Annotated in this window: 23 protein-coding genes; 10 read left to right on the top strand and 13 right to left on the bottom strand. The window is 35.0% G+C overall.

The window, feature by feature from the left end; all coding sequences use genetic code 11:
* Positions 1-137 precede the first annotated feature (137 nt).
* From J3U63_RS03970 to dapB, 5 genes are all read right to left on the bottom strand, one after another.
* Entirely contained in the window at positions 138-3,941 is a 3,804-nt protein-coding gene (locus J3U63_RS03970) for a translocation/assembly module TamB domain-containing protein (RefSeq protein WP_267348204.1), read from the bottom strand.
* 1 nt (position 3,942) lies between these two features.
* On the bottom strand, positions 3,943-5,625 hold the full coding sequence (locus tag J3U63_RS03975) for an autotransporter assembly complex protein TamA (protein ID WP_267344383.1): 1,683 nt from the start codon (positions 5,623-5,625) through the stop codon (positions 3,943-3,945).
* 674 nt (positions 5,626-6,299) lie between these two features.
* Positions 6,300-6,839: a hypoxanthine phosphoribosyltransferase gene (hpt, locus tag J3U63_RS03980; protein WP_267332566.1), complete on the bottom strand. Its 540-nt coding sequence runs from the start codon at positions 6,837-6,839 to the stop codon at positions 6,300-6,302.
* A 526-nt stretch (positions 6,840-7,365) separates the two neighbouring features.
* Entirely contained in the window at positions 7,366-7,866 is a 501-nt protein-coding gene (tadA, locus tag J3U63_RS03985) for a tRNA adenosine(34) deaminase TadA (protein WP_267344367.1), read from the bottom strand.
* A gap of 10 nt (positions 7,867-7,876) precedes the next feature.
* Positions 7,877-8,698 (bottom strand): 4-hydroxy-tetrahydrodipicolinate reductase, encoded by an 822-nt coding sequence (dapB, locus tag J3U63_RS03990; RefSeq protein ID WP_267332568.1) that lies wholly within the window; start codon positions 8,696-8,698, stop codon positions 7,877-7,879.
* A 129-nt stretch (positions 8,699-8,827) separates the two neighbouring features.
* Here dapB and J3U63_RS03995 point away from each other — a divergent pair, with 129 nt between their 5' ends.
* Positions 8,828-10,024: an MFS transporter gene (locus J3U63_RS03995; protein WP_267370500.1), complete on the top strand. Its 1,197-nt coding sequence runs from the start codon at positions 8,828-8,830 to the stop codon at positions 10,022-10,024.
* A 50-nt stretch (positions 10,025-10,074) separates the two neighbouring features.
* Here the strand turns inward: J3U63_RS03995 and J3U63_RS04000 are convergent, their stop codons facing one another.
* Positions 10,075-10,686: an FKBP-type peptidyl-prolyl cis-trans isomerase gene (locus tag J3U63_RS04000; RefSeq protein WP_267332570.1), complete on the bottom strand. Its 612-nt coding sequence runs from the start codon at positions 10,684-10,686 to the stop codon at positions 10,075-10,077.
* A gap of 210 nt (positions 10,687-10,896) precedes the next feature.
* Between J3U63_RS04000 and bamE the strand changes: the two genes are divergently transcribed.
* Complete coding sequence (bamE, locus tag J3U63_RS04005; protein WP_267332571.1) at positions 10,897-11,340, top strand: outer membrane protein assembly factor BamE; 444 nt, start codon at positions 10,897-10,899, stop codon at positions 11,338-11,340.
* Between the two features lie 82 nt (positions 11,341-11,422).
* On the opposite strand, the gene J3U63_RS04010 is transcribed toward bamE, so the two are convergent.
* From J3U63_RS04010 to rdgC, 6 genes are all read right to left on the bottom strand, one after another.
* Positions 11,423-11,794 (bottom strand): DUF5362 family protein, encoded by a 372-nt coding sequence (locus J3U63_RS04010; RefSeq protein WP_267370501.1) that lies wholly within the window; start codon positions 11,792-11,794, stop codon positions 11,423-11,425.
* Positions 11,795-12,032: 238 nt separating this feature from the next.
* Entirely contained in the window at positions 12,033-12,287 is a 255-nt protein-coding gene (locus tag J3U63_RS04015) for a pyocin activator PrtN family protein (RefSeq protein ID WP_267370502.1), read from the bottom strand.
* A 62-nt stretch (positions 12,288-12,349) separates the two neighbouring features.
* On the bottom strand, positions 12,350-12,955 hold the full coding sequence (locus J3U63_RS04020; RefSeq protein ID WP_267370504.1) for a 3'-5' exonuclease: 606 nt from the start codon (positions 12,953-12,955) through the stop codon (positions 12,350-12,352).
* Positions 12,956-13,038: 83 nt separating this feature from the next.
* Positions 13,039-13,755: a hypothetical protein gene (locus J3U63_RS04025; protein ID WP_267370505.1), complete on the bottom strand. Its 717-nt coding sequence runs from the start codon at positions 13,753-13,755 to the stop codon at positions 13,039-13,041.
* Positions 13,737-14,282 carry a hypothetical protein gene (locus tag J3U63_RS04030; RefSeq protein ID WP_267370507.1) on the bottom strand — a complete coding sequence of 182 codons (546 nt, stop codon included), beginning with the start codon at positions 14,280-14,282 and terminating at the stop codon, positions 13,737-13,739. The genes J3U63_RS04025 and J3U63_RS04030 overlap by 19 nt, the downstream gene beginning before the upstream one ends.
* 385 nt (positions 14,283-14,667) lie before the next feature.
* A complete protein-coding gene (rdgC, locus tag J3U63_RS04035) occupies positions 14,668-15,558 on the bottom strand; it encodes a recombination-associated protein RdgC (RefSeq protein ID WP_267370509.1) in 891 nt (296 codons plus the stop codon).
* A gap of 218 nt (positions 15,559-15,776) precedes the next feature.
* Here rdgC and J3U63_RS04040 point away from each other — a divergent pair, with 218 nt between their 5' ends.
* Positions 15,777-16,307 carry a super-infection exclusion protein B gene (locus J3U63_RS04040; protein WP_267370511.1) on the top strand — a complete coding sequence of 177 codons (531 nt, stop codon included), beginning with the start codon at positions 15,777-15,779 and terminating at the stop codon, positions 16,305-16,307.
* Positions 16,308-16,477: 170 nt separating this feature from the next.
* Here J3U63_RS04040 and J3U63_RS04045 read toward each other — a convergent pair whose 3' ends face one another.
* The gene (locus tag J3U63_RS04045; protein WP_267370513.1) at positions 16,478-17,182 is read right to left on the bottom strand and encodes a LexA family transcriptional regulator; all 705 of its coding nucleotides are present in this window, start codon (positions 17,180-17,182) and stop codon (positions 16,478-16,480) included.
* 101 nt (positions 17,183-17,283) lie between these two features.
* On the opposite strand from J3U63_RS04045, the gene J3U63_RS13315 reads away from it, so the two are divergent.
* Genes J3U63_RS13315 through J3U63_RS04075 form a run of 7 tightly spaced genes read left to right on the top strand, consistent with a single transcriptional unit; the run spans position 17,284 to position 22,002 of the window.
* On the top strand, positions 17,284-17,517 hold the full coding sequence (locus tag J3U63_RS13315) for a YdaS family helix-turn-helix protein (protein ID WP_416381293.1): 234 nt from the start codon (positions 17,284-17,286) through the stop codon (positions 17,515-17,517).
* A 39-nt stretch (positions 17,518-17,556) separates the two neighbouring features.
* A complete protein-coding gene (locus J3U63_RS04050; RefSeq protein WP_267370515.1) occupies positions 17,557-18,045 on the top strand; it encodes a YmfL family putative regulatory protein in 489 nt (162 codons plus the stop codon).
* Between the two features lie 56 nt (positions 18,046-18,101).
* Complete coding sequence (locus tag J3U63_RS04055) at positions 18,102-18,260, top strand: hypothetical protein (protein WP_267370517.1); 159 nt, start codon at positions 18,102-18,104, stop codon at positions 18,258-18,260.
* 26 nt (positions 18,261-18,286) lie between these two features.
* Positions 18,287-19,216, top strand: a complete 930-nt coding sequence (locus tag J3U63_RS04060) for a hypothetical protein (RefSeq protein WP_267370519.1) — start codon at positions 18,287-18,289, stop codon at positions 19,214-19,216.
* Positions 19,213-19,914 carry a replication protein P gene (locus J3U63_RS04065; RefSeq protein WP_267370520.1) on the top strand — a complete coding sequence of 234 codons (702 nt, stop codon included), beginning with the start codon at positions 19,213-19,215 and terminating at the stop codon, positions 19,912-19,914. The genes J3U63_RS04060 and J3U63_RS04065 overlap by 4 nt, the downstream gene beginning before the upstream one ends.
* A complete protein-coding gene (locus tag J3U63_RS04070; protein WP_267370521.1) occupies positions 19,907-20,653 on the top strand; it encodes a phage N-6-adenine-methyltransferase in 747 nt (248 codons plus the stop codon). The genes J3U63_RS04065 and J3U63_RS04070 overlap by 8 nt, the downstream gene beginning before the upstream one ends.
* Complete coding sequence (locus tag J3U63_RS04075) at positions 20,650-22,002, top strand: DNA cytosine methyltransferase (RefSeq protein ID WP_267370522.1); 1,353 nt, start codon at positions 20,650-20,652, stop codon at positions 22,000-22,002. The genes J3U63_RS04070 and J3U63_RS04075 overlap by 4 nt, the downstream gene beginning before the upstream one ends.
* Position 22,003 lies beyond the last annotated feature (1 nt).

Genomic DNA, 22,003 nt, shown 5'->3' on the forward strand with positions numbered 1-22,003 from the left:
CTTAGCATGGGGTCTGCTCGCTTTTACTCATTAGCAACATTGCAGTAAAATACAATCAATCCACGCTTTCATAAACGCTGACTTTCGCTTATTAATTAATAGTATTATTAACTTAACACTATTTTTATTATTTAATTCTAAAATTCGAACTGATAAATGAGATCGAGTGCTTGAGCAAGTCCTGATGTAGCCTCTAAGTAGAGACTTGGCATTAATCTATAACGTAAAGTAAAAGTGGCTAGCGAATCAAAAATACCGACACCATATTTAAGCTGTAAGTTAGGTAAAATATAGCCACTTACAACTACTTTAGAGCTATTGCCTGCCCCTTGTGTATCTAAAGTCAAATTTTTGATGCCAAAAACATTCCCTATATCACCAATATATTTCCCTGTTTTCGATGTACCAATCCCTACTAATAGCGCTGTCATCATATCGTTGTCACTTTGATCAGTACTGTCAAGCCCTTGACCTCGCACTAAGTATGACAAAGCTTCTTGCTGTGACATTGCCGGATCTGAAAACACTTCGATTTTCGGATCTTCTGACGAGCCAGTAACACGAATACCAGCCGTAATTTTATTATTGTCCATTGAATCCGGATTACGGATGGCTTCAACATCAAGCATAGCGTGGTCGGTTGGTCCAGAAAAGGTAATGACACCTTTTCGAATGATTAAATCTTGCCCATAAGCATGGAATCGACCGTTTGGAATATGAATTTCACCGTGCAAATCCAATCCTTTATTTGTTTGAGTAGCGATTAAATTACCTTTTAATGAAGCATTTAGACCAAAGGCATCAACGGTAACATCATCACCAATTTCGATATCTAGGTGACTATTGATTTTCATTCCAAATTTTTGTGGCTCGATCTGATGACGATTTTTATCCAGCATGACCTCGTCAGACGATACATCCACGCTCGATGGTGGCAGTGAATCAACGGTAATTTTACCTTTTGGGATACTGACTTTACCTAATAACGTTAATTCATCTTGAGAGGCATTAATTTTAATATCAGGCACAACATTCATCACAATCATTGGTGGCACTGTGACTTGCATTGCTGCGCCATTGACAGTGATTTCAGCTTGCCATTTATTTAAATTCAGCCAACTAGCATGACCATTAATATTGATATTACCGGCTTGTGTCGTTAAAATTCCTTTTAATGTTGATGATTTACCATTTAATTTTATATCTACCATAGCGGAATTAATATCAACAGGCAGCTGGTTAGATTTGATTTCACTTTGTTTTAGGTTAATGTCACCCGTTAAAGACGGATCGATAAGCGAACCGGAAAATTTTACGGCACCATTAATTGCGCCTTTAGCATATTCATTTTTATCCAATAATGGGTTGAGTATAGCTAATGCCAAATTATCAATAATTAATTGGCCACCTAGTTTTTTCTGATTAATTGGATCATCAATTATCAAATTACCTCTTACTTTACCTAGTTGCTTTAAACTAAAACGCCAATCTAATTTTGCTTGTTGTTCATTAAATTCAGCATTAATGTTAAATAAATCAAAAGGGATGGGTAAAGTTTGACTACCTATATTTTGCTGTACATAAACTTTATTACTATTTATGTTGGCTTTGATGGATGGAATTTTGTTATTGTCATTGAATTTTATATCGACTCTTCCATCTAAACTTCCGGTAATTTTAGTATCCCCTTCATTGGGTATCGGTAATTTAGCCAAATCAATGTCTTTAAGGGAAATTGTGCTTGAGCTATTGGCTGATATTGATAATGGTTTGTCTAAACATAGGTTAGAATAATTATTACGCCAACAATGCGCCCCGATTGTTGGGATCTGATTGGTGACATCATAAGATAATGATATCGGTTTGGTTAACTGCCAGTGGTTATTATTATCTAAATTTAACAGTGCATTAGCAATATTTCCTGTCCATTTAGTATGATCTTTATCAATTTGACCTGTTAAGGTTGTCTTTAACGATGCTGGAAGTCCATCAAGCGCCAGCGTTAATGTATGTTTCTTTTCGTTACCTGTCAGTTCGATATTGGCTTTTTTTATTGTTTCGCTTGCTAATTGGATATTATCACCAATTAGTTTCAGTTGACCACTTAACTGATTTTGATATTGAATTTTTCCGGCTAAGTTTGCCTTAGCAATGGACATATTGCCTAAACTTAATGCAGTGACAGTCAAATTCGAGTCAACAATGGGATTTGCACTTGTTCCATTCATTCTGATATTACCAACAATTGCCCCTTGTATATCATCGAACAGTAATCCTAACGACGCTAAATTCAGTTTGGCATTTAAATTCGCTTTTTGGGTTGAACCATCAACACTAATTTGATTTTTCCCCCACATAATAGCGAGATTATTTGCCGATAAAGACTGATTCGAATCAACAAACATATTACCATTAGCTGCAAAATCAGCTTGTTTTATTTTACCTTTGAGTTGTAGATCGGTAATATTCACTTGCCAATTATCACCTTCTAAGCTTCCACTTGTTTTAAGTTGACCATTTAATAAAATCGGATAATCAGGGAGTTCTTTGGTAATGTCGACATGATCAAGCTTAATATTAGTATCCCATTGCAACGCTTTTAGCCAACTAATGTGACCAGCAAGGTCTATGTTGCCTTGCGGTAATTTAATTCTGCTATGATCTAAAGTTGCATCTTGATTTGTACCTTTACCGGCCACATCGAATGTGGTTGCGGGAATATTTTCGCCGGCTACCGATCCTTTTGCTGTTAAATCATACTGCTGAACGTTACCGCCCAGCGTTAAATTAAAATCGTTAAGTTGATATTGGGCTGTCCCTTCAATTGGCCATTGAATGTGTTTACCATTAAGTTTGGTCATTACTGGTAAATATTTTTCGATAAAATTGATATGGCCATCAAGATCAAATTGGTTTAGCCCATCTAAGCGAGTGTGAGTGTATAATTCACCCAGTAATTTTCCAGAAAATTGACCATTAAAATGATTTTGCTCGGTATCAGCTTTGACTAAGGCAACAATTGGCCAATCATTACCGAGAGTAATTTCACCCGATACTAAGGCGTGACCATTAGCATAAGGGGTTTTAATCTCTGTATCCACTTTTTTTACAACAATGTGATTGTTTACCATATCGGTATTTATTGTGACCTGATTGAAGTGATAATCTTCACCTCCAATATGTAACAACCAATCATTTCCAGATAAACTCGTTACATTAATATCTAAAGGAATACTAACTTGAGGTAATGAACTTATTAGCGGTTGATTAAATAATTGATTAATCTGTTCATTAATAGCTAAACTGGTTTCATTTTTTTGCGCTGGCATCGGGGTTGAAGGTGTATCAGCAAATATCGCATAAAGTCCCATTGCAGTAGTAGGGTAAACATAAATTTTTTCATTGACCCACGTTGCTTTACCATTAAAGCTTGATAGACCAAATTGCATATCATCAACACTCACTTTGACATTATTGAGTTGAGTGGATTGTAATTTGATAGGTAAGGGGGTTTTTATTGTAAAACGCGAGGTATTATCAACCACTTCATCAGGTGAGCTTTCAATTTCTTGCGTATTAACATTAACATTGACTCCATCAGCATTAAAATGTTTTAAACACACTACTGTTTGAATCAGGCATGAACCTGAAAGTTCAAGTGATGCATCATCAACTGACACATTAACACCAGTCAAATTAAGAGAAAGCCCTTTGATATGTAAATTATGAAAAGTGCCGTCTACCTGTTCGATTTTTAATTCAGGTAAAAATTTATTTAGCGCAAACATTGTCAATTTTACGCCTAAACTGGTGTAAATCATGACAATGACAAATGTTATCAAGAAGATAAAAATAGACAATATGACAACACTACGTTTTTTCCATTTATGTCGGTTATGCGAGGCTTTAGATTGATTCGAATTAATAGAATTTTCTGCCATATTATAATTCACTTCCTAGACCAATATAGAGATGAATAGAGCCTTTATCTTTCCTATTTAATGGGGTGGCTAAATCTAATTTTATCGGACCAACAGGAGATGCCCATCTTACGCCAACACCTGTACCTGTATAGAATTTTGCTTTATCAACTTTATCGATTGCTTCACCCGTATCCACAAATACAGCTCCCCACCATGCACCTGTTACATTATATTGATATTCACCTGAGCCGGTGATCAACTTTGAGGCGCCTTTTAACTTGCCTTTTTTATCTTCAGGGGAAATAGATTGATATTTATAGCCACGAATACTACGATCACCACCAGCAAAGAATCTAAACGATGGCGGTACTCTATCAAAATTACTCGCTTGAATAATACCAAAATTACCTCGAGCAATAAATCGATGTGTTTTTTGCAATGAGCGGATCCAAGTTTGTTGCGCTTGAAAGCGTACTAAATTGATATCTGAACCCAATGCATCTGCCGCCGCTTCAACTGAATACCGTTGTGAATCGCCCCACATGGCTAATAAATTACCATCACTACGAATTCGCGATAAACTCACAGAAGGATAGTATAAAAAGGTTTTATAACTTGAATCACCTTGGGTAAAGTTATCTCGCAACATGTTCAAACCTAAAGCCGTTTGCCAACCCTCAAAATGATCCCAATTTCGTAGTACCCCAAAGGTATAAGAGCGCGAGTAGGTATCATTATTATCAATTTTTTTGTAACCACCTTGGATCGTGTAATATTGTTCTAATGGAGATTTTTTTAAGGGAATTTTATAACTCATGGATATTGTTTGTTCTGGTGACGATAACGAAAGATTGCTTTGAAAACTTTGCCCACGACTATTTATCCATGGCTTATTCCAGCCAATTTTTCCATGAACGCCATTATCGGTTGAATAACCCAGTCCTAAGTCCATATTATTCTTTTTACGAGGTGACGTTGCGACAACGATCGGGAGTTCTTTATTTGCTGTTAAGTGAGGAAAATCGGGGGTCACAACAACTGAATTGAACCAGTTAGTTGAACTTAAACGCCGATTCAATAACGATAATTGCTCGGCAGTATACCTATCACCTTCTTTAAATGGCACTATGTTAGCTAGATAATCGTTGCGAATTTTGGCATCGGGAAAGCTAACTTTACCAAATTTGTAACGTTGACCCGTATCAAAATCAATATTCCAAAAAGCTTGATGTTCATAATTTGAGACGGCTAATTGGTGTTTAGTCATATTGGCATCAAAATACCCCTTGTCGAGCGACAAATTGAGTAATGCTTTTTTGAATGACTCATAGATACCATGATTGAGCACATCGCCAATTTTGGGCAGATTATTGTTAAGTAACGCTTTAAAATCCTCATCATGTTGACCTTCACCCGTGATATTAATATTGAGTTGTTCAACAATGACGGGTTCACCTGGTGTAATTTTTACTTTTAAGACTTTAGGATCTTGTTCGTCATAGTCAAAAGTAGGGGAGTAGTAACCTAAAGCGCGTAGCGCTTTTTGAACTTCACTTTCAAAATAACGTTTAAAATTGGGCGTATTATTAATTTTATTGGACTCAATTAACGAAATACGCGCATCGACATTATCAGCCAGTTCTCCTGATAACCCTTTAATGGATAATTTCATATCAGCATAACTAGACGCTGTGGTTATCATCAAAACTAGACATAATGAACGGGAAAATCGTGACACGTATACCTCGATAAGATTGATTATTTTAAATACTATCTATATTAGGTTAATTTTTCGAATTCGTTTGGATGACAAATTTATCATATTAAGCTTATCATCGTCTATGATAAGCTAAGTAAAAAAGCATTAAATTATCGACTAGTAGTGCTTTGCTGGTTAGTAGTGATTTATCTATTGTTGCGTTGTTTAACTACATTGATAATCTATTCGCATTTGAAATGGCAAAACTCAGCCGTGTAATTGCGTGAATTAAGCAACTTGACCTACTTTAAATCAAGTTAGAGTACGACTTTTTTTCTGGTCATTCTCGTTTTGCTATTGAGATGACAAAATGTCGAGATAAAAGATATATTTTCAATATAAAATGTAATAAGGTTGTTAGTATAAGCCTTATTATCTGTTGCAAAGAGAAATCGGTTTTTTAAATTGCCAATAATAATGATGTGAGGTGATGATCTTAATAAAATTGATCGATACTTGATGAAATTGATAACCGGCAATATTTGATCTCCAGTGAGCTTGTTGGTTCATGCCGGTCAACTCAAATTATGGGACTATCTTAATTTATCGATTGAAAATGTAAGCTAGTTTGGGACATATTTTAGCTCTACCCATTATTGATGTTAATAAACTATTGATTAAGATTCAATTAATGTGACCTGCCCAATATAAGGTAAATGGCGATAATGCTGTGCATAATCTATACCATAACCAACGACAAACTCATCAGGTATAGAAAATCCAATATATTTAACCGGCACCGATACTTCACGACGAGAAGGTTTATCAAGCAAAGTACAAATTTCAATACTGCGGGGATGACGCAATTTTAATATTGCCATAACTTTACTTAAGGTATTGCCTGTATCAATAATATCTTCAACAATTAAAACATCTTTATCACGTATATCCTCATCAAGGTCTTTTAATATCTTAACATCTCGGTTACTTACTACAGCATTGCCGTAACTTGATGCTGTCATAAAATCAACTTCGTGTCCAACAGTGATGGCACGACTTAGATCCGCCATAAAGATGAATGATCCCCGCAAAAGACCGACTAAAATGAGTTCATTTTGGCTATTTTGATAGTCTTTACTGATTTGTTGTCCAAGTTCAAAAACGCGTTTTTGGATATCTTGTGCAGATATCATCATTTCTAAGGTATGCTTTTTCATGAATAGTGCTCGAATTAATTTTCTAAAAATATCGTTTTAGATTCTAACAATATTCCTCGATAAAAAGAACAACTAACCACATTTTTTATTGAAAGTTTAGAATAAATATAAGATTAGCTGATATGAGGATTAGATATTTTCATTTAATGATAATAAACCGAAGCTTTATATTTTTGCTACTGTGCAATTTTGGCTATTGCATATTGTGAGAATCTTGTATGGGTATTTTATCTGTTCGGGTAAAAAGATTTACTTTAAACCCTTTAAAAACTTTGTAAAAAATTGAAATAATAGTGATTTGACCAACTACTCACTCAATTAATCATATGAGTGAGGATAATTGCTTTGTAGGCTGAGTATATTAAAAATTTTTTGGATAGTACGCAATAACGTTAATTTGCTTAGTATCAATAAAACTCAAATCGGCAAAATTTGATTCCATTTTGATGCAAATCGATTAATATTTTTTTATTTTTTGCACTTTTTTAAGTTTAGCAAAATCTATTTATTCAACTAACAACAATATCTATCCTTGTTCAGCATTATTTTGACGTGATTGCTTTAATAATTTTTTCTGTAAGCGTCGTTTTTTAAAAAAATTGCTCAATATTGCACTACATTCATCCATTAAAACTCCGCCTGTGACTTCGGCGTAGTGATTAAGACCTTGATAATTGAGGATATCAATAAACGATCCCGCCGCACCCGTTTTTAAATCATTTGCCCCATATACGACACGTTTTATACGACTATGAATGATGGCGCCTGCACACATAATACAGGGTTCCAAGGTGACATAAAGGGTGGTATTAATTAAACGATAGTTATTTAATAAAAGTCCTGCTTGCTCTATTGCCATAATTTCAGCATGCGCAGTCGGATTATTTTTAATAATGGAATGATTAAAGCCTTCGCCAATTATTTGATTATTTTCATCAATGATTACTGCGCCGACGGGGATTTCTCCAATAGATTCGGCGCGTTTGGCAAGCATTAATGCATGTTGCATCCAATATTCATCAGACATAGCAATACAATTACAAATCATTCAAATTTAATACATCCCGCATGTCATATAAACCGACAGGCTGTTTAGCAAGCCATAATGCAGCACGCACCGCACCGTTAGCAAAAGTCATACGGCTAGAAGCTTTGTGGCTTATTTCAACGCGTTCACCAATGTCGGCAAAAATAGCTGTGTGTTCGCCAACGATATCACCTGCGCGAATAGTAGCAAAACCAATAGCACCTTTAGGCCGTTCACCAGTATGACCTTCACGACAATAAACAGCGCGATCTTTCAAATGACAACCTAGTGCATCAGCAATTGCTTCACCCATGGCAAGTGCTGTACCAGATGGTGCATCAACTTTGTGACGATGATGTGCTTCAATGATTTCGATATCGGTATAATCGCCCATAATTTTAGTGGCTTTTTCCAGTAATTTTAAAACAAGGTTAACACCAACACTAAAATTAGCGGCAAATACAATAGCGATTTTTTTTGCTGCATCGGCAATGGCTTGTTTACCCGCTTCATCAAATCCAGTGGTACCAATTATCATCATTTTACTGTGTGCTACACAAAAAGCTAAGTGGGATAAAGTACCTTCAGGACGCGTAAAATCAATTAATACATCAAATTTGTCTTTCGCTTGTTCTAAATTGTCGGTGACTTTTATGTTACAAACCCCGATTCCTGCAAGCTCTCCCGCATCACTACCAACCAATGAAGAGCCCTTTCGCTCAAAAGCCGCACCTAAGGTAACCCCGTCAATTTGCGAAACAGCTTGGATGAGCTGTCGTCCCATCTTGCCACCAGCGCCTGCGATTGCAATACGAATCATATTTGTTGACATATAACTATCCTTAACTTTTTTTTAGATTTAGATAAATAAATATTATAGCGGAAAATAAAAAAGTTATACATAATTCAAAATTATATACTTTTTAAAGTTGTTTTTAAGAAAACGTGATAGGAGGCAATGATGAGATGTCCATGGTATTTTGGCTGGAACATAGTTATTGCAGCTGCACTTTTAACGCTGCTATCAAGTGGACTGAGAATGAGTATGGGGGTGTTTTTTCTACCTATCGCAAATGATCTGGGTTTTAGTCGTAGTATCCTTTCAGGCATTATTGCTATTGGTATGTTGTTTTCGGGTATTGCCATGCCGATAGCCGGCTACTTAGTGGGGAAATATGGTACGCGCTTTGTGTTGTTACTTGGTGCGGTGATGATTATTCTATCAACAATATGGTCAGCAATATCTCGTGATTATTGGAACTTTCTTTTTTCGTTTGGTATTGCTTTGTCATTTGGTACTTCATTTGTTGGTGCGGTCAGTTTTACGCCTATTGTGGCGAAATGGTTTCATAAGCGAAGAGGGTTTGCACTATTTATTGTATCAACAGGCAGTATGGCGGGCATTGCCGTGATGCTACCTGTATTTGCCTTTTTTATTCCGTTATATGGTTGGCAAAATACATTAGTGGCGTTTTCAGTATTTTTTACGATTCTAGCTATGCCCATTGCACTGTTTATTATGAAAGATAATCACGCCGCTATCGACCAGAGAGAACAAGCGGCAGTGCAAACTCAACCGGTTGATATCAAACTTATTGATGTCTTAAAAACACGTCCTTTTTGGCAACTTAGTTTTGGGCTTTTTACTTGTGGATTTAGTATGAATTTATTAGGTACGCATGGCGTCCCAATGTTGGTTGATCATGGGTTTGATTCGGTAACCAGTTCTACAGGAATTGGCTTGATAGGTTTAGTTGCCATTTTTAGTACTTTAGTGCTGGGTTATATATCTGATATTGTGCAACGTAAAAACATTTTGATGCTTGTTTATTTGGTTCGCGCAATCGGTTTTATTGCGTTGGTATTAGCATCGACCAAATGGCAGCTTTTTACTATCGCGGCTGTTGGTGGATTAGTTTGGGCGGGCGCATTATCTACATCGGGCGCAATAACTGCCGATATTTATGGTGTAAAAATTGTGGGATTACTTTCTGGATTAACTTACTTAGGTCATCAAATCGGTGCCATGATAGGTTCATGGTTGGGTGGTTGGGCATATGATAATTTACATACCCATCTAGTCGCTTTTGGTGCAGCGAGCATCTTATTACTTATGGCTGCATTAAGTTCCTATTTTCTACCTAAAAACTTAAAATAGATCGGACAGATTGATAAGTAAAAATGGACGCGATCAAGCGTCCATGTTTTTTATAATACTTTTAATAACTCGACATCAAAAATAAGTGCACTATACGGTGGAATTGATGCACCTGCACCATGTGCGCCATAAGCTAACTCTTGTGGAATGTATAATCGCCATTTTGAACCTTCTGGCATTAATTGTAATGCTTCAACCCAGCCAGGAATCACGCCATTAACTGGGAATTCAGCAGGTTGTCCACGTTCAACTGAACTATCAAACACAGTTCCATCAATTAATTGTCCTGTGTAATGTACTTGTACGCGATCGGTTGCTTTAGGTAAAGCGCCATTACCTTCGGTAATAATTTGATACTGTAAACCTGACTCAGTCGACTTTATACCTTCTTTTTTTAGATTTTGTGCCAGAAATTCTTTACCTGCTTGTGCAATCTTTTCTGCTTGTTTAGCCTTTTCTTGAGTGGCTTGTTCATGAATTTGACGAAGCGCATCATGTAGTTCTTGCAATGGTAATGCGGGTTGATTACCAGATAGCACATCTTCCATCGCCAATTTTAACGCATTAAGTTCTAAATTTTTTAATCCTGACTCTTTTAATTGTTGTCCAATTTGTAAGCCAATTGCATAGCTGGCTTTTTGTTCGATAGTTTCTAATTTCATTTTTGACCTTTAATGATGAGTAGATAAGGTTTATAAAGAAGTTTATAAGTTTGTAGATACGCGCATAAAAGTCAAGAAGTAATTTGTTTTAGTCGTAAATAATGACCATTTCATCACTTAATAACAAAGAATTTGTTAATTTGGCTAGCACTTAGCCAAAATATCAGCGATAATAGTCATTATTAAATTTCTAAAATGGATTAAGTGTAGATGCAGTTTCGTAAATTTACCTCGCTTGTCATTGTAACTAGTGTGTTATTAACTGGTTGTTCGGTCGTTGATCGTTGGGTTTACCGACCAGATATCAATCAAGGTAATTATGTAACACCAGAGGCAATTGAACTATTAAAAACAGGTCAAACTAAAGATCAGGTTGTATTTATCATGGGATCACCAATGTTAACCTCTATTTTTGGTGATAATGTTTGGTATTATGTATTTCGACAACAACCACAGCATGGTCAAGTAAGCCAAAGAAATTACACTGTTTACTTTAACGAAATGGGTATTGTCACGGATATTAAAGCGACAGAGTTAGAAGGTTCTAAATCGTTAGAAGAAATGAATCAACAACAGATATCCGATCCTATTGATATTAAATCAGATGATGAGCAAAGTAGTGCAGAAGCGAAATCAGAATCTGACTCTCAATAAATACTTCCTCCTCGCTAAATAGCGAGGTGAGTATTTATCCTAAAAATTTCAATGTTTATTTTTAATAAAGTATGGCGAGTCACTAGTAATACGAAAGTGAATTAATATAACTGATTATCATTACCAAATATATCGCTGTAAATACTATTGAAATAATAAAGCTTATCAGCGTATACTTCCAAAATCCATATAGATTTTCAAGCGAAGCCACCATATCTTGCTCTTTTTGCCCGTTGGTTGTTAATTTGATTGCGCTGCCTGATTTAAACAGTTTAATACCAGCGATAATTTGTGGAATACCTATTATAGCAGTGATAATACCTAAACAGGTTAACGCGCCAGCAATGATCATAGTTACGCCAAAAAATTGTTGTATTCCCCCAATAAAATTCATGTGTTTTTTTAACACTTCTGTTAGTTGAAAGGAAATTTTATTTGTTTCATTTATATCCATGTTCATTCCTTATATTATTGCACTATTTAAAAGTGGTAGATAGAATATCAACTTTTATATTCATGTCGAGGTTTTTTTGGCTAATTTTTGTCTAAACCGCTTTTCGGTAGCACCAATGCTTGATAGGACAAACTAACATTAATTTAAAGGGTTTATGCTATACTTGGGTTCCTATTGGGAGCCTGACCCAGACAATAAAAAACCGGAATATTCCGGTTTAATTAATAATATTTTTAGTTCAGGAATGTGTGAGTTCAATTTCCCTCTTGGCTTCATCTCGCTTTCTATCAATAAAGTCTGCCAGATCCTTAACGTGAACAATTCTTGGTGCTTTTTGTCCTTGATCAAGTCTAAAAGAGGGTAGTGCTAATTCACCACAATTTGCTTTTTTATTTGCGGTTTCGGGTTTCATTCCAAGATAGCGTTCGGCGATTTGGGATAATGGTATTGTTGGTGTGTTAAATTCGGCCATAAGTAAAAATACTGTATTCATTTTAATAATACTCCACGGTTATCGTTATCTGCACTTAACGATGTTTAATGATTTAGATTTGATTAATATTTGGTTTTATTTAATTCATAAGCTACACACATTTGTTCTGTATCTCTCAATACATCGTGTAATGCATGATGTTTAGTAAAATTAAAATCTGTTTTAAAACCTTTAATATATCCCTTATTACTATTAGTTAATGCATCAATATAAGTCCTGATATCACGAACGTTATAAAACTTCCAAGGCACTTCTAAATCAAGTGATTTATATGCATTAACAAGAATAGCTTCATCAAATGAAGTGCCTCTAAAATATAAATGAACATCATCAAATTTTAGTTTTTCATCAAGATATCCACTCAAATTTATTAGTGACATTTTGGGATCTAAGCAATGATTAAGAAGTGGTGAGTAGTCATTATTTTTCCAAAAAGCAATTGTATCTGCTGATATAGATCGACCATTTAGAATTTGTGGCAACAGATTAAGGTTATTATAAAACGATTCATTTTTGTTTAGTTCACTAGATCGCAAAATGTGATCAATAGAAGTTTTTGTTTCATTCAAATTGTATCTATCAAAAGAGAATGCTCCGATTGATAAAATAGCTGCTGTTGGTACTGTATCTAATGTTTCAATATCAATAATAACTGTATTAATTGTCATTTTAATTTTCTCGCTGTTCTTTAGTGTAGTTAGTCATGTTCGCTTCTTTTTCATACTTACGTTCTATCATTTATTAATTGCAGTTATAAATTACTATCGATATAAGATAATAAGTTTTTGGTTAGGCTTCTTAGCTTGATATAACTATCAGGAACTACATGTTCGGTTGCTTTATTCATAATGTCATTTTTATCTTTTATGCTATGTATTTCCTGGTTCAAAGATGCATTTAAATCAGCTAACTCATCATTTCGAACTTGATACCATTCTGAGCTATCTTTTTGCTTCTTAACCTCAGATTGCAGGTCTTTTATTGTGTTATGATTTCTTGCTAACTCATTTTTTTGTTTTGAGATTTCCGCTTTTAGTGAAGATATTTCTTCTTGCATACCATCACTTTTTTTTATTTCTTTTTTCAATAGTTCATTAATTTTAGTTTTTTCATTATCTAATTCGTTGTAATTGTTGCATGATGCATTATATTTTTTAGTTAATTCAGATAGTTTCTTATTTAATAAAATAATCTTTTCATCTGTTTGAGATTGTTTTACAACTGCACTTTGGTCTTTGGAGTTAATATCAATACTGACAACGATAAAACCGTTTTCAATTCCATTTGCTTCAATGTCAAAACTGGTAATAATCGCTTCAACTGAGTTATCAGGATCGTTTCTATCTGTGATAATTAATATGTCTCCAATTATTGGATCACGTGCAGCAGTTAGAATTAAAAACTTTTGTTGCCCAGATGAGATTTCAATAAAATTAGAGCTATTAACCTTTACGCCATATTCTGCCATTTTTGCATCTCCTGTTTGCTCAACTCATAAAATCGACGGATGAAGCGGTTATAAGCCACGCCACTTGGCACTGGCTCTATTTTTCTCTCAAGCAATGGAATACCTTTTAACATTGGCCATTCTTTACCGTCATTGGCAATATCACGATGCTCAGTTGCTAATAAAATAAGATCAGCTTGTTTAACTTCTGGAGAAATAGTTAATGGCAAATTAAATTTTTTCCTGATAATTTGATCAACCTTATCTTCAATCAGACGATAATCAGGTAATAATTTCTTTAAGGGTGATGGGATGTCTTTACAGTAAGCCTCAACAGCATCATGTAAAAGTGCTTCTAATTTAAATTTATCGGCAACAACGTAACTACATTCCACAGAATGTTGTGCAACCGAATAAAATCGGTCCAGTTGTCCAGTAAACCGGCACTCATGAGATAGCCCTTTGGCTATATCTTCAATACAAACGGCATCGGCATTAAGGTTTTGGTAATCAAAATGTAACCCTGAATGGGTTGTAATCCAAGTCATACTAATACTCCACATTTAATTTAATAACGTCTGCACTCGTTATTTGTAATTTAAAACTTTTGAAAAACTATTCTTTTTTAGAATTCTTATTATTAAATTCATCGCATATCATATTTGCCGCTTTTATAATTGTGTTTAACTGCTCATGTGTGACAACATTGTTTTGTTCATTTATTTCTTCAATAATTGAACGAATCAAACTTATTTGATCAACTCTAGTCCGTCAACATCCGACGGATCATAACTAAAATATTTCATAATTCCTCCTCCGGTAGTGGAATTTCATTTAAATAAATCCAATATTCGGCTTCACCATCCACTGAACACGTCCACTTTTTTGTAAATTTATTAATGAGCCAATCCGCGCATATACCAGACGCTGTTCTTATTGCACGGCTCTAGTAAAATCTTTAATCAATGCAGCTAATTCATTAGTAACTAAATAAAAATCTGCTTCTATTCGTTTAGCTTGATCATCCGGTGAGATATCACAATTTTCATCTAGCATTTCAGATGAATAGCTAATTTTGGAAAAAACTAACTCAGTATTTACTGTAAAAACTGTTTGCTGTTTATATGAAAACGATAGCGATTTAATTTCACGCCCGCCATTTAGATAACTTTTGACTTCTTCTGCAGTGAGATTTTCGTCGATAAGTTTTATTTTCCCATTACCGTCCAAGGTATCTGCTAACATTGCATCATTGAGTACAAAAAAGTTAGCTGGAGGATTGTCATCTAAAACCCATTCTTTAAAAAATGGGGATACTGGTTTTTCAGTATGAAGAGGTGTTAGGGACAATCGCCCCAATTCTTTTCTAATTAAGGACAAAATATCTTCAGCAACTTTGAAACTAGATGTTTCGATTGCTATAAATTGATCTTGATGATTAATCCAAACATACGTGTATTTATCTTTAGTAAATGCAACGGGCAATAAGTCGTCAATAATAACTTCATCTTTTACACGATGTTTTTCCCCCTTAGTTGCTCTACGACCTAATTTTTGTTCGAGTTGTTCAATTCGTTCAGATGTTTTTTTCTTGATAACAGAAGATGGTAACAGCTTGCTTTCAATGCGTAACATTAATAACGAGTGATCTTGGACGTGCAATTTTAAAACTTCATCATCACCAATTGGTGAAACAAAACCTTTTTTTATTGAGTCCGTTGGTCCGCAGGGTGTGAACGCCATGTTTTTTAGCATGTCATTGTTTAAACGTTCTATACTACTGTTTTTATCAAATTGATAAATAATTAGGTTTTTGAAAAACATATTTAATACTCCACAAATTTAAAAAAACGCTCTGGTCTGCACTCCAAGAGCGTGCGATGGTACTCCACTTCATTAACTGGAAATCCGGAACAGCATTAACAAAATGTACTAGGTGCCTATCTTTATACTTGTTAGGCTCAAGTTTCCTTTTTGTCACCACAACAGCAAGGAATCTGGTATAATTGAATTACCACAACAGTAAATTTGGATATTCAATCATGCCGGAATGGGTTACTCATCTTTTTTCTTTTATAACAGGGAAAGTATCAATAAGGCGAATTATGTATACCGTTCTTTTGTTTATTTGTGGTTGTGTTTTTACTCCAAAGGCAGTAATAACATATATTGAAAATATAGAGGTTCCATTTGTTTCTGGGAAGACAGTGTTTTATGTTGTTCTCTTTATCATCAGTTACTTGGTTGTTGATACTGTCGTTTTGGTTTTTAATAAAATTTTAAAAAACAAGAGCCAAAAAATGAAAATAAAAAAAAGGGATCAACATATCAAGAAAATAATTCATCAATTAGATGAAAATGAACTAAAAATCTTATTCATGTTTGTACACCGGCGCACAAATTCGCTCAACTTAGATGGCTCTGATCAGTATGTTAAATCATTGCAAAGTAAAGAAATTATTATTCCGCTGGGAATTAATTTAAGTGGACCGCACTTGTTATCCATGACCTACCATATAAATCCAAGTTATGCAGGCATTATTACCGAAATATATAATGAATCTATCGAATAAAATACACTTGGTTAATGCTGTTCCTGATTTTTAAAGAGCAAATACTAATTTAAAAACAGAATAATACTAAAAGTAGAAAATATCAATACAAAAAATAGAAATATTTTGTGTATTTAAATGAAAATAAAAAAACCAACTAATAGCTGGCTTTTTATTTGAGAAAATTTTAATTAAGCAAATTCGAGAAGTTTTAGGGGTAAGGACTTCAATACTCTACCAAAAATATAAATTTCATTTAACTCATGAGATTCTATATTAAATGTTAGATATTGATTGTTATCTGATATGACAGCCAGTGTTTTTCCTTTTATTTTTTGAAGTCTTTTAACATATAGCGATTCTTCAAACACAAAAGCATAAATACCATCTCCAGTGAAGCTATCAATCTTTGTATCAACAAATAATATATCACCAGGAGCTATTGTCGGAGACATTGAATCTCCATCTGCATTAATTATTTTTATTCCATCAAGAGATTTCCGACCAAATAAGGCACTTATTTTATCCTTACTTATTTCAATCGAACGTATTGTATCTGGATACGATTGATTTATGCAGCCCTTTCCTGCGCTTGCATAAACATCAAGCATTTCTATAGTCTCCGTTTCTATTTTTTCAGTAGTAACGCCATAATCTAAAAAAGCGGGGCTTGTATTTAGATGCTTTGCTATTTTAATCATTTTTTCATCTCTTGGTTTTGCAGTGCCAAGAGTATAACGACGCGCCATTTCATAAGTGATTCCTAGCGCATTACAGAGATTTGTTATTGAGACTGAATGCTTACTCATCAATTCATTAAGTCGGCAAGCGAAGTCTTTATATTTTTCATTTGCTATCATAAGTAGAATATTATTCGTTAAATTATTTTTTGTCATTTCTATTTTTTGTATTGATATTTTCTACTTTTAGTATTATTTTATTCTTGTCTTATCAATGGAGATATTTATAAATGACAAAAAACATAAATACAGAAAATATGGTCCAAGTTGCCATAAAAAGAATTGGAACAATTTCATATGTTTCCCGTAAATTCGGCTTTAAATCTGTTCAATCTGTTGCTAATTGGGTTATAAATAACCACGTACCAGCAGAAAGAGTGATCCAATTATGTGTAATGTGTAATTGGACTGTAACTCCTCACCAGCTTAGGCCCGACCTATATCCAAATATGGATGATGGTATGCCCAATAAAAATATTAATACTAATTAAAAACAAAAATAAATAAACCACAAAATATAAGGAGTTTATGTGGACAATAGAAACTACCCAATTCCAAAGGAAATAACTGATGCTATTCATCAGTTAATCATGTCATTTGACGGTAAATACTCTGAGATGGCGAGGCGTCTAGATCCTCCGTCAGGCACTGAAAACGCGTTACGCAATCGCGTAAGGCAATTGAATGGACAAACTGTGCCTTTGGGAATGATATTAGACATGGAAGCAGAAGCCAATTCTAATGTTATTACAGAGTCAATTGCAAAACATAGAGGCGGTGTTTTTGTTAAATTGCCGGAATTTAATAATGAACTTGATAACGACGAGCTACTAAATAAATTTAATAATTTGATTGGAGAACTTGGTCAATTTTGTCGGCAACATAATGAATTTACTGCGGACGGAATTTTGGATAAAAAAGAGAAAAAGTCATTAAAGGCAACATCGTATGCAATTCAATGTAGATTGAGTGAAATTATCGTTATAACTGAGATGATTTTTGGAAAAGGTGACCGATAGCAATTTTGCAGAAGGCTATCGGTCGGTTGCAACAACACTTGTGGAGTATTAGTCGCATGAATAGTTTAACACTAAAATGTACTATAACGCAATTGCGTTGTAGGTTTTTGCCTTCCGGCATTCAATATGAGGCAATGATAAACAATCATTGGCAACCTGTCACCCATCAATATGCCGAAAATTTGTGGGATCTGTTTAGAGGATCTTATTCATGAATAGGCTTTTTGATGTAGTTACTCAAATGAGTGGACAGCGGAATAACATTAGTATTCCACGTCCGTACATTATATTTTGCAAAGGCGATTACAACCTTGCTGCAGTTCTTGCTCAACTTGTTTTTTTATCAGGGTTAGGAATGCGTGATGATGGTTGGTTTTGGAAAAAAAATGAAGAACTCGGAGATGAACTTGGTTTAACAGTTGATCAAGTAAGATATTCAATAAAAAAATTGAAGTCATTGCTTGGTATCAGTTTGGAAACTTGCAAAAAAAAGGCATATGGCACACCTACAACACATTATCGTTTTAATGAAGATCTATTAGTTAAACTGTTGTTTCCAAATGGTGAAGAAACCGAGCAATCCCGAAGCGGTAAAATTCCCGAATCAGAGAGGGAACCGTTACCGCACCCATTCGGTAAAATTCCCGAATCGAAACGGGAAAATTCCCGAAACCATGGATTCGGTAAAATTCCCGAATCTATAACAGATCCTATTACTAACATACAGATCCTAATTAATATGTCTCGGAATTTTTCAAATTCACAAGACGACGAAAAATTAAATAACTTTTTATCTAAATATCCAGATGCGTTTATCTATACACCTGGAGGTAAAAAGTGGGGTACTGAGGACGATTTAAAAGCTGCCGATTATATTTATAAAAAAATTCAGGATGTAAATCCAACCGCACAGGTGCCGAATTGGTTTGAGTGGGCTAATGATATTCGATTACTCAGAACGCAAGTGTTATGCGACAAATTTAGTAACCCACATCATGAAATCTGTCGTCGTTTCAAAATAGCGTATCAAGATGATTTTTGGCATAAAAATATTCTAAGTCCTGCTAAGTTGCGTAAACACTGGGATAGATTCCATTCTACAACAAACAATAAACCAACATCATCAGAAATTGATTGGCACAGTACTGGGTGGGCAGGAGGAGTTGTATGAAATCGTTAACCGAGATTTATGACAATGGTAATGGGTTAGCCGTTAAAGCTCAGCCAGTTGATCGCAAAACTTATGTTATTAATGAAATTGAAAAACAATTCAATCAAATATTCATTGAGTTAAAAGCGGTATTCCCTGCAATAACGGCTCTTATTAAAACACAATCAGATCTAGATACATTCAAAAAACAATGGTTATTGTCATTTGCTGAAAATGGAATAAACACATTACGTCAGTTTGAAATTGGTATGAAGAAAGCGCGTCAACAAAGCACTCCATTCGTGCCGTCACCAGGTCAATTTGTTTCATGGTGCAAAGAAGGTGAAGCCTCTGATATTGGTTTACCTACCGTTGCTCAAGTTATACGAGAGTTCAACAAATATAGTGCTGAAATTGGTTTCTCTTGTCAAACAGCGGAGGAATTTCCGTGGTCGAATCCTGTTATGTATTGGATTGTCACAGATTTAAGACGGCACATGAAACAATATAACCAATCATTAGCAGAGGTGGAACAACGAGCTGCATTGTTAATTAACAAATGGGCTAAAAAATTAAGTAATGGTGAAGTTGTACCAAAAATCAGAATTCAGATTGAACATAAAGAAAAATCTGTCGTTACAACACAATATCAAGAAACACAAGCAGTAAAAGATATGTGGGAGAGAATTAGAGCAAAACGGGGTCGTGAAAATGGGTAAGGTGGATTATAAACATTCAAAAAGTAAAACAGATTCAGATATTAGAGATCTATGGCAAACACCGATTGAATTATATGAATATCTAAATGCGCGCTTTAATTTCGTTTGTGATGTAGCAGCTAGTGATCACAATTACCTGCACCTGAATTATTTAACAGAGTCATATGATTCAGCACTTAACGGATGGGCGCATTTAAAAAGTGGTTATGCGTTCTGTAATCCGCCGTACTCTAATATTCTACCTTGGGTAAAAAGGGCGAGAGAAGCAGCAGATCTGGGCGTGGGTACCGTCATGCTGCTGCCAGTTGATACGTCTGTCGACTGGTTTAATCAGTTACGTAAATTAGCAAGTGAAATTTATTTTATTGTAAACGGACGTATTTCATTTGTTAGAGCTGACAATAAACAAAAAATTCATGGGAATAATAGAGGATCACTTTTTGCGGTATTTAATCCTCGTTCTTTTGGTGATTGTCGTGCTTCATTCATTGAGCGTGATGAAATATTTAAAACATACGAAAAAATTAAGGTAAACATACCAGATCCAAATGTTAATACAGTCTGGCCAAAGGAAGTTAATAGAATTTTTGATTCAATTGAAAATGCCAAATATTTAAATATTGAGGCACAAACAAAGGTTAGACAAAGTATTAACAAAATGATTATGGACAGACTACCGCCAGCGCAACTGAACAATGCCGCTAAAATTTTAGTTGATCGCATCGAGGCTAAACTATGAGAGAGTTAATTGTAGATAATTTTGCAGGTGGTGGTGGGGCATCTACTGGTATTGAACTAGCAATTGGTAGAAGTGTTGATATAGCAATTAATCATGATCAGAATGCTATTGCAATGCATGAAACTAATCATCCCGACACGTTACATTATTGCGAATCTGTTTTTGATGTCGATCCAATTGTTGCGACATCCGGTTATCCAGTTGGACTGGCATGGTTTAGTCCTGATTGTACTCATTTCTCAAAAGCTCGTGGCTCTACGCCAGTAAAAAAAGAGATTAGAGGACTTGCTTGGATCGTTCTTAGATGGGCTTTACTCAAACGACCACGTGTGATCATGCTTGAAAATGTAGAAGAGTTTAAAACTTGGGGACCAACAAAAATCAATGAGAACGGAGATGAGTTTCCTGATTCTACTCGAGCAGGAGAAACATTCCGTGCATTTGTTGATATGCTGAGTATCGGTATTGATAGTAATCATCAAGCGTTAGATGAAGTTTGCAATATTATAAATTTAGATCGTAATGGTCCAGAAGTGAAAAGGCTAATCAACGGACTCGGTTATCAAGTTGAGTTTAAAGAATTAAAAGCCTGTGATTATGGGGCGCCAACAATCCGTAAACGTTTTTTCATGGTTATGCGCTGTGATGGTCAACCAATAGTATGGCCAGAAGCAACACATGGTGATCCTAAATCTGCTGATGTAATAAACGGTAAATTGTTACCATATCGTACAGCTGCTGAATGTCTAGATTGGTCCATTGAATGCCCAAGTATTTTTGACCGTAAAAAGCCGTTGGCTGAAAATACATTGAAACGCATCGCTAGAGGAATCAAGCGGTTTGTTATTGATAATCCAAATCCTTTTATTGTAAGAATTGGTCAAACTGGTTTTGGTGGTGACCGACTATCTTATGATATCGATAAACCATTAACAACAATAACGACCAAAGCGGAACATTTATTAGTTAGCCCAACAATTACAACGAGTGGTGCTCATTTAGCGCAAGTAAATGCCTTTTTACTTAAATACTACGGTAATGAAAAAGAGTGCCCAAGTCTCGATGAGCCTCTTCACACAGTTACATCAAAAGATCGTTTTGGATTGGTAACTATCCATGGTGTTGATTATCAAATTGTTGATATCGGAATGCGAATGTTACAACCGCATGAGCTTTATAAAGCACAAGGCTTTCCTGATTGGTATCTAATTGATCACGACTATAAAGGCACAAAATACCCAAAATCAGCGCAGGTTGCCAGATGTGGTAATGCAGTACCGCCACCATTTGCCGAAGCTCTAGTGAGAGCAAATTTACCAGAATTATGTTTTGTTAGAGAGGTTGCATAAC

It is taken from the genome of Gilliamella sp. B2838, assembly GCF_026536185.1.
GTDB lineage: Bacteria > Pseudomonadota > Gammaproteobacteria > Enterobacterales > Orbaceae > Gilliamella.